We start from the raw sequence: 8,821 nt of genomic DNA, 5'->3' as shown, positions 1-8,821 counted from the left end.
AAAAAAAAACTTTTGAAAGGTGATAAAAGTCTTCATTATCTAGATTTATATAAGCTTGGACTGCTTTTTAAATTAATGAAGTAATTTTCAGATTCAGCAGCAGACATTCTGATATCTACCTCAGCATTTTTCATTAAAGTTAGGCCTGTTTAAAATTGAAAGCCGTAATTTTAAGAACTTTATTGAAAGCTTATGAAAATTAAAGGTTTAAATCTCAACATCGTCTGGAAGAATAAAAATGAAAATTTTGAATTGATCGAAAGTCAGCTTCAAAATCAGGAAGCAGATTTATTTCTTCTTCCTGAAATGTTCTCCACGGGTTTTTGTATGGATGCTGCTGAAGTTTCAGATAAAAATGAAGAATCTCTGGAGTTTTTAAAGAAAATTTCAAAAGAGAAAAATGCTGCTTTCTTAGGAAGTGCTTCTGTAGAAGTTGATGGAAGTTTTTTTAACAGAATGTATTTTGTGAAACCAGAAGGTGAAGTTACTTTTTACGATAAAAGACATTTGTTTTCGTTCTCGGGAGAAGATAAAATTTATAAACCGGGAAAAGAAAGAGTAATTGTAGAATATCTTGGAATTCGTTTTCTGCTGCAGGTTTGCTATGATTTGCGATTTCCTGTATTTGCAAGAAATAATGATGATTATGATGCTATTTTATATGTTGCCAACTGGCCTGAAAAAAGAGTGGAAGCGTGGGAGCATCTTCTAAAAGCGAGAGCAATTGAAAATTTATCTTATGTTTTTGGTTTAAACAGGATCGGAACCGATGGAAATGATCTTTTTTATCAGGAAAGTTCGCACTGTTTTTTTGCAGACGGAAAAGAGATTTCAGAGAAAAATGGAAATCTTGTTTCTGCGGAATTAAGCTTGGAAGAATTAAAAGATTTTAGAAATCACTTTCAGTTCCTGAATGACCGGGACGATTTTGAAATTAAGATTTAGAAGTCAATCCCAAAGATTTCACAGATTTTCACGGATGATTGTAAATAAAAATCCGTGAAAATCTGTGAAAAACCGTGTGATCTGTGGGTAAAAAATATTTTCACGTTTAACCTAAATCTTAGCCTCAACCTAAATATACTGCTCCAAAAGCTGCGTCAAACGGTTTACATCATGCACGCCACTTTCTTTATACAGCAGTTCTCCTTTTTTGAAAACCGCTAAAGTCGGAACGCCACGCACGCCATACTGGGAAGCAATTGCAGGGTATTGGTCAACGTCAATTTTAACAATTCGTGCACCTTCACCTACTTTCTCTTTCACAGTCGTTAAAACTGATGACTGTACTTTACAGGGCTGACACCATGTCGCGAAAAAATCGATCAATACGGGTCTTTCTGATTCTATAAGTTCCTGAAATTTTTGTGACATAATAATTTCATTTAATATTTTACTTTAAATTCTGAATGGCTTTGATGTTGTCTAAAGTCTTGCCATCATACGCTTCAATGCCGTTCTTTCTTAAAATTTCCACAGCGTCATCTGCCTGAATCCCTTTGTTGCAGAAAACGACTGCTTTTTTACCTTTTAAAGATTCTGCTTTGTTCTGGATTTCCGCCAAAGGAATATTTATGGCGTCTTTAGCTGTTCCTTCTGCATACTGCTCCGGAATACGTACGTCAACTAAGATAGTTTCTGGATCTTTTACAAGTTCTTTGATATCTGTTTTGGCAATATTCTGTTGTGCAGACGCAGTTTTACAGGCATTCAGTGAGAAGAATGCCACAAGAATAATTCCAAATAAAAAGGTCTTCATTTAAAGCATTTTAGACTGACAGACAAAATCCGAAACCGGAAGTTTTTCTGTTTTTTTAATACCATTAAATCCACCTTCGATTTCAGTGAAGTTTCTGATTCCGTGTGAGTTGAGAATGCTTGCGGCGATCATGCTTCGGTAACCTCCGGCGCAATGCAAAAAGAAATGCTCAGAATCATCAACTGTTGAAACCCAGTCGCTGATTGTATCTAAAGGTCTGCTGTATGCGTTATCAATATGTTCTGCAGAATATTCTCCGATTTTTCTTACATCGATGATTTTTGAATGTTCATTAAACTGTTCTACAAATTCAGTCGGAGTAATTCTTTTCACTTCATCAATTTCCTTTGTAGAATTTTTCCATGAACTGAAACCTCCTTTTAAATAGCCAACAACATTATCAAAACCAACTCTGCTTAATCTCGTAATCACTTCTTCTTCAGTTCCTTCGTCGGCAACCAAAAGCAGAGGGTGTTTTACATCGACGATTAAACTTCCAACCCATGGTGCAAAATCACCTTTCAGACCGATGTTGATAGAGTTCGGAATAAATCCTTTATGAAATTCTGCAGGACCGCGCGTGTCTAAAATCAAAGCTCCGGTTTCTTCGGCAAAACTTTCAAAATCTTCCACAGAAATTGGGTTTAATCCTTTATCCATCACATCATCAAGGCTTTCGTAGCCATTTTTATTCATCGCCACGTTCATCCCAAAATACTTTGGCGGAGCCGTCAGGCCATCTAAGACTTCCTTAATGAAAGATTCTTTATCCGGTTGATTCAGTGCGTAATTGGTTTTTCTCTGATTGCCCAGAATATCAACCGTTTCCTTCTGCATATTCTTTCCGCAAGCCGAACCTGCGCCATGGGCCGGGTAAACCGTAATGCTGTCATCAAGCGGTAAAATTTTGCTGTGCAGACTTTCATATAAAATTCCGGCAAGATCTTCCTGAGTCATCGTTCCTGCTTTTTGCGCAAGATCGGGACGGCCAACATCTCCCAAAAATAGAGTATCTCCTGTGAAAATGGCTGTTTCAATACCGTTTTCATCGATCAGAAGGTAAGTCGTGCTTTCCATTGTGTGACCGGGAGTATGAAGGGCTTTAATTTTTATATTTCCGATTTCGAAAATCTGATTGTCTTCTGCAATGATAGCCTCAAATTCAGGTTTTGCAGTCGGTCCGTAAACAATGGGCGCGTCTGTTTTTTTGCTTAAATCTAAATGTCCTGAGACAAAATCTGCGTGAAAATGAGTTTCAAATATATATTTTAAAGTCACGTTGTCTTTTTCAAGGCGGTCCAGGTAAGGTTTTACTTCACGAAGCGGGTCTATGATTGCTGCTTCATTTCCTGATACGATGTAATATGCGCCCTGTGCCAAGCAACCTGTATATATTTGTTCAATTTTCATTGAGTTGTATTTAAGATAATTATAAGGTTACAAAGTAATGAATTAATTATAAAGAAATGATAATTCTGATTGATAGTTTCTTTCGATTGTAAAATTTTCATATTTTCAATTTATGTGGAACTCATTAAAATTCAACGACTAAGCGTAAGATAGAAGTTGATAAAAATTGTAGACTGTTTTATATCATATTCAACTATATTCATTTTAAAATTAGATTATTAAGAAATTCACAAAATTGAAATGGCAGTTTTTACAAAAATAATTACCTTTAGATGTTAAAAATATCAAATGGCAGACAAAACAAAATTTATTGACGAACTTTCAAAAAGATACACTCCAAAGGGAGAACATATAATTCTGGGAAAAGGAATGCTGGACGGTGATGTAGTCACAGAAGTCAACGTTACCATTCCTCTTAAAACCATAAACCGTCACGGTCTGATTGCCGGAGCCACGGGAACCGGAAAAACAAAAACACTTCAGGTTTTCGCCGAGCAGCTTTCTCACGCAGGAATTCCTTCTTTGGTTCTGGATATTAAAGGTGATTTTTCAGGAATTGCCGAATCCGGACAAATGAATTCTATCATTGAAGAACGTTATGCAAAAACACAGTTGCCTTATAATCCGCAGGCTTTCCCCGTTGAATTGATGAGTATTTCGGGAGGAAAAGGGGTGAAGTTAAGAGCTACTGTCACAGAATTCGGGCCTGTTTTATTAAGCAAAATTTTAGAACTGAATGATACGCAGCAAAGTATCATGTCAATTGTTTTTAAATATTGTGATGACAAAGGTTTGCCTTTAATTGATTTAAATGACTTAAAGAAAGTTCTCCAATATGTAACTGATAATCCTCAAGGTAAAGCAGAATTGTCCGCAAATTATGGTTCAATTGCTTCGGCTTCTTTGGGCGCAATTTTACGGTCGATTGTTGCACTGGAACAGCAGGGAGCTGCAGATTTCTTCGGAGAACTGAGCTTTGATGTTCATGATTTGCTTGAAACGAGAGATGGAAAAGGGGTTGTTAATATTTTAAGAGTTGCCGATATTCAAAATAAACCACAGCTTTTCTCCACATTTATGCTTTCGCTTTTTGCTGAAATTTACATGACTTTCCCTGAAGAAGGCGACAGCGGAAAACCTAAATTGGTTCTGTTCATAGACGAAGCGCACCTGATTTTTGATGAATCTTCAAAAGCACTGGTTTCACAAATTGAAACGATGGTGAAGCTGATCCGTTCAAAAGGGGTTGGAATTTATTTTATTACTCAGATTCCGGGTGATGTTCCTGAAAATGTGCTTTCACAGTTAGGTTTAAAAATCCAGCATGCGCTGAGAGGTTTTACCGCAAAAGATAAAAAAGAAATTTCAAAAGCCGTAGAAAATTATCCAACCACAGAATTTTACAATGCCTCAGAATTAATTCAAAACCTAGGAATTGGTGAGGCTTTTGTCACCGCTTTGGATGAAAAAGGAATTCCAACGCCATTGGTTCATACATATCTGATTTCTCCTGAATCCAGAATGGATGTTCTGAATGATGCTGAAGTTTCAGAACTGACCTCAAGATCAGCACTTGTTTCAAAATATGAAAAACCAATCGACAGCGAGTCTGCGTATGAAATTTTAGTAAAAAGAATGGAGCAGGCAGTTGAAAATTCAAGTCCAACACAAAAAACAAAACCTGTAAAAGAAGAACCGGGAATGTTTGAGCAGGTGTTAAAAAGCCGAGCAGGAAGAACATTTGCCAACACTTTGATGCGTGAAGGTGCGAAAGCGATTTTGGGAATGTTGGGCTTAGGAAAACGGAGAAGATAATGGTACGGTTTTCAGGCTTTATGATTAATTTTATTATTTTAGCAGATTGGTCAAACCACTGAAGCAGAGTTATCGTTGATTGTTGTAAAGGTTTGGCAATTAAGAAAAGAAGATTTATTTAGATATAATGTATTCAATTATAGACATAGAGAGTAATGGTGCGGGATTCAGGAAAGAAAGCATTATTGATATTGCCATCTACAAATATGACGGTCATAAAATTGTGGATCAGTTTATTTCGCTGGTCAATCCCGAAAGTGATATCACTCCTTTTGTACAGAAACTGACCAATATCAGCCCGAAAATGGTGAAAACCGCTCCGAAATTTCATGAACTGGCAAAAAGAGTGGTTGAAATTACAAAAGGTACAACCCTGGTAGGGCACAACATTGATTTTGATTACAGAATGCTTCGTCAGTCGTTTCAGCGGCTTGGTTATGATTTCAAAATCAATACTTTAGATACAATTCCTTTAGCCAAAAAACTGATTCCAGATGAGGTAAGCTATTCGCTTCAAAAACTGGTGAAATCCTTAGGAATTCCGTTGACAAATGCACACAGAGCAGACGGTGATGCCAGAGCAACCCTGGAACTTTTCAAACTTTTGGTTTCAAAGGATACTGAAAATGAGATTATTCAGAAACAGCATGATGAGACCAATGCAAAGACTTATATTAACAAAATAAAGCTGTTAACTCAGGATTTGCCTAACGAAAAGGGTTTTGTTTACTTTCAGGACGGGAACGGGAAAATTATTTTTTCGGAGCACGCTCAGGACATCAACAAATTTTCGAAGAAGATTTTTAATTCCAAATCTAAAAAGTGGGAGCCAATTCAGAAAGCTGTTGAGCAGATTAATTTTGAACTTACCGGGACGGAAATTATCGCAAAACTGATTCTGAACTCCAAAAATATCAGAAAAAGAGATATTTTTCCTTACGGACTCTATTTCAGAAACAGTCAGTATGTAGTTGAGAAAACAAAACTGAATAAGACCGAAAAGCCTATCATTAAATTTAAATCTTACACTCAGGGAGCCAAAGCGATTCAGTTTTTAGCCACAAAACCTGAATTTGAATTCGCTGAAGTCCTTCAGAATACCATTGAATTTAAGAAAAGAAACGAACTTTGGCTTGGCGCAGGCAGAAAATTAGGTGAAAAACTGTTCATCATTATCGAACAGGGAAAGGTGAAATCTTATGGTTTCTACGAACTTTTCACACAGATTCAGACTTTAAGTAAAATATCAAAACTAAAAATTGACACCTGTTTTCAGTCTTCGGATTTGGTTAATGATCTTCAGATAGCACTGCTCCGCGGTGATTTCGAAACCTTACCATTGCCGAAATAGAAGAATATTTTTGTGTTCATGCACAATTTTGTCAGCAGGAATGAAGTTTCAGATTCAATTTCTCAAAATAAATAGTATTTTTGCAAAAGAATTAAAAGTAGCAATGCAGAATTTTAAACAAAAACAAACCGGTAAGAAGGGAGCTGTAAAGTTTTCAAAGGTTTGGAATACCTAAGAGTTGCGTTGCATGAAAAAATAATGTTATGGCAGACTCTTTCCGAAGAATCTGCCTTTTTTTATGTAAAATTTAAAATATGACCTCAAAAGAATTATTGAAGATCGCCAATGAATTTGGCACACCGGTGTATGTTTACGATGCAGAATCCATCAAAATACAATACGAAAAACTTACATCTTCGTTTCTGAAACACACTAAGTTTTTCTACGCTGCAAAGGCACTGACCAACATCAATATTCTGAAATACGTCAAGAACCTCGGTGCTTCTCTGGATTGTGTTTCCATTAATGAGGTTAAATTGGGTTTAAAAGCAGGTTTCCCAAAAGAAAAAATCCTGTTCACGCCAAACTGTGTCGACCTGGCTGAGATCGAGGAGGCGATGACCTTCGGGGTTCATATCAACATCGATAACATCTCTATTCTTGAGCAGTTCGGAAACAAATACGGAAACACGTATCCGATTTTGGTAAGAATCAATCCGCATATTTTTGCAGGCGGAAACTATAAAATCTCAACAGGACACATCGATTCTAAATTCGGTATTTCCATTCATCAGGTTCGTCATATCGAAAGGGTGATGAAATCTACAAATCTCAATGTAGAAGGGCTTCACATGCACACGGGAAGCGAAATTAAAGATCCGGATGTTTTCCTTCAGGCTCTTGAAATTATGCTTGAACTTTCTGAACATTTCCCGAATCTGAAATATCTGGATATGGGAAGTGGTTTCAAAATTCCTTATCAGGACAGCGAAGAGGAAACGGATGTGAAAACCTTAGGTAAAAAAGTAGAAAAAGTAATCGCAGAATTTTCAAAAAATACAGGTAAGAAATTCGAACTTTGGTTTGAGCCGGGCAAGTTTTTGGTTGGAAAAAGCGGTCATTTACTGGTAAAAGCCAATGTGATTAAACAGACAACAGCAACAGTTTTTGTCGGAGTAAATTCCGGATTTAATCATTTGATCCGTCCGATGTTCTACGATTCTTATCATCAGATTGAAAATTTATCCAATCCAAAAGGTGCCGAAAGAATATATACTGTAGTCGGAAATATCTGTGAAACCGATACTTTCGCGTGGGACAGAAAATTAAATGAAGTGAGGGAAGGCGATGTGTTGGCTTTCCACAACGCTGGTGCTTACGGTTTTGAGATGAGTTCCAATTTTAATTCAAGATTAAAACCTGCTGAGGTTCTGTTTTTAGACGGAAAGGCTCATCTGATCAGAAAAAGAGATGAGTTTGAAGATTTGTTGAGAAACCAGATTGAAATATTATAATTCTGTTAAATCTTAAAACACCAAAATTAAAATTTGAATTTTTTTTAAATTTGAAAAAAATACAGATGAAAAAAATAGTGTTGTTTTTTATTTTGACCAGTAGCTTTTCCATTGCGCAGATTTTAGACCGGTACCCAAAAGATCAGGATGATTATCATGGTGGAAACATACAGTTCTATAAAGATTATCATAAAGTTTTGAAGGAAAAGAATCTTAAACCTTGTGAGGATAAAAATGAAATGTATTCATTTAAATTGGTTGTCTATCCTGATAGTACAGTAAAATATGTAAAGGAAGAAAATGAGGAGGCTCTGAACAGAAACAAATGTACTCACGATCTTTCGAGAGAGGTTGCAAAATATTTAAAAGGCTGGAAACCTGCTGAAGTTGATGGTCAAAAGGTGGCGGCACAGACCAGTTTTTGGATTATTCCTGACGAGCTGTTTGGCGAGTTGCCGGAAGGTTACGATCCTGCAAAGGATTATAAAATGCCGGAATATGATGGAGGGATTAATAATTTCAGGAAGAAAGTGGCGAAAAGCGTTGACCTGTCGCGTTTTAAATTTAAAAGTACAGTCAGACTTCAGGTCAGATTCATCATTGATATGGCCGGAGAAATGAGTGATATTCAACTTGAACAGTCATCCGGACTTAAAGAATTTGATGATATGATCGTGAAAAGTGTAGCTCAGGTTAAAAATAAATGGACACCTGGTAACATCCACGGAAGACCTGTCAAAAGCCATTTCAGGTTGCCGCTGACGATCAGTCTTTAATGTTTTTAGAAATAAATCTTTTGATTTAATCTGTAACAAATTGAATTAGAATTATAAAATCCTGACTAAGTTCCTGAGCAGAAAAAGCATTTTAAATAAACTAAAACGACTCCGCAAGTGTTTGCGGAGTTTTTTTTGCTATGATGTAAGCAGAATAAAAAGTATTCTTATTGCTTCTTTAAGAAACTTTAATTGACTAAATTTGATTTTTATTTTTTTTCTGATTTTTCAGCAGAAAAAAAATTGATTTCAAATT

At 36.2% G+C, this 8,821-nt stretch carries 8 protein-coding genes; 5 read left to right on the top strand and 3 right to left on the bottom strand.

Features of this window, described 5'->3' with window-relative positions; all coding sequences use genetic code 11:
* Window positions 1–192 precede the first annotated feature (192 nt).
* The gene (locus tag ASG21_RS16065; RefSeq protein WP_056082817.1) at window positions 193–945 is read left to right on the top strand and encodes a nitrilase-related carbon-nitrogen hydrolase; all 753 of its coding nucleotides are present in this window, start codon (window positions 193–195) and stop codon (window positions 943–945) included.
* A 129-nt stretch (window positions 946–1,074) separates the two neighbouring features.
* Here the strand turns inward: ASG21_RS16065 and ASG21_RS16060 are convergent, their stop codons facing one another.
* From ASG21_RS16060 to ASG21_RS16050, 3 genes are read right to left on the bottom strand one after another with little or no spacing between them, the layout of a single operon-like run.
* A complete protein-coding gene (locus ASG21_RS16060) occupies window positions 1,075–1,374 on the bottom strand; it encodes a thioredoxin family protein (protein ID WP_056027470.1) in 300 nt (99 codons plus the stop codon).
* Window positions 1,375–1,393: 19 nt separating this feature from the next.
* The gene (locus ASG21_RS16055) at window positions 1,394–1,759 is read right to left on the bottom strand and encodes a rhodanese-like domain-containing protein (protein ID WP_056082814.1); all 366 of its coding nucleotides are present in this window, start codon (window positions 1,757–1,759) and stop codon (window positions 1,394–1,396) included.
* On the bottom strand, window positions 1,760–3,169 hold the full coding sequence (locus tag ASG21_RS16050) for an MBL fold metallo-hydrolase (protein WP_056082811.1): 1,410 nt from the start codon (window positions 3,167–3,169) through the stop codon (window positions 1,760–1,762).
* A 288-nt stretch (window positions 3,170–3,457) separates the two neighbouring features.
* Here ASG21_RS16050 and ASG21_RS16045 point away from each other — a divergent pair, with 288 nt between their 5' ends.
* From ASG21_RS16045 to ASG21_RS16030, 4 genes are all read left to right on the top strand, one after another.
* On the top strand, window positions 3,458–4,984 hold the full coding sequence (locus ASG21_RS16045) for a helicase HerA-like domain-containing protein (RefSeq protein WP_056082809.1): 1,527 nt from the start codon (window positions 3,458–3,460) through the stop codon (window positions 4,982–4,984).
* 127 nt (window positions 4,985–5,111) lie between these two features.
* Window positions 5,112–6,335 (top strand): 3'-5' exonuclease, encoded by a 1,224-nt coding sequence (locus ASG21_RS16040; RefSeq protein WP_056082807.1) that lies wholly within the window; start codon window positions 5,112–5,114, stop codon window positions 6,333–6,335.
* 254 nt (window positions 6,336–6,589) lie between these two features.
* A complete protein-coding gene (gene lysA / locus ASG21_RS16035) occupies window positions 6,590–7,789 on the top strand; it encodes a diaminopimelate decarboxylase (RefSeq protein WP_056082803.1) in 1,200 nt (399 codons plus the stop codon).
* A gap of 65 nt (window positions 7,790–7,854) precedes the next feature.
* Window positions 7,855–8,565 carry a TonB C-terminal domain-containing protein gene (locus tag ASG21_RS16030; RefSeq protein ID WP_056082800.1) on the top strand — a complete coding sequence of 237 codons (711 nt, stop codon included), beginning with the start codon at window positions 7,855–7,857 and terminating at the stop codon, window positions 8,563–8,565.
* Window positions 8,566–8,821 lie beyond the last annotated feature (256 nt).

The sequence above is a fragment of the Chryseobacterium sp. Leaf394 genome (assembly GCF_001424105.1).
Classification (GTDB): domain Bacteria; phylum Bacteroidota; class Bacteroidia; order Flavobacteriales; family Weeksellaceae; genus Chryseobacterium.
Note: the sequence above shows the minus strand (reverse complement) of the source record. Positions and strands in the feature narration are given on the sequence as shown.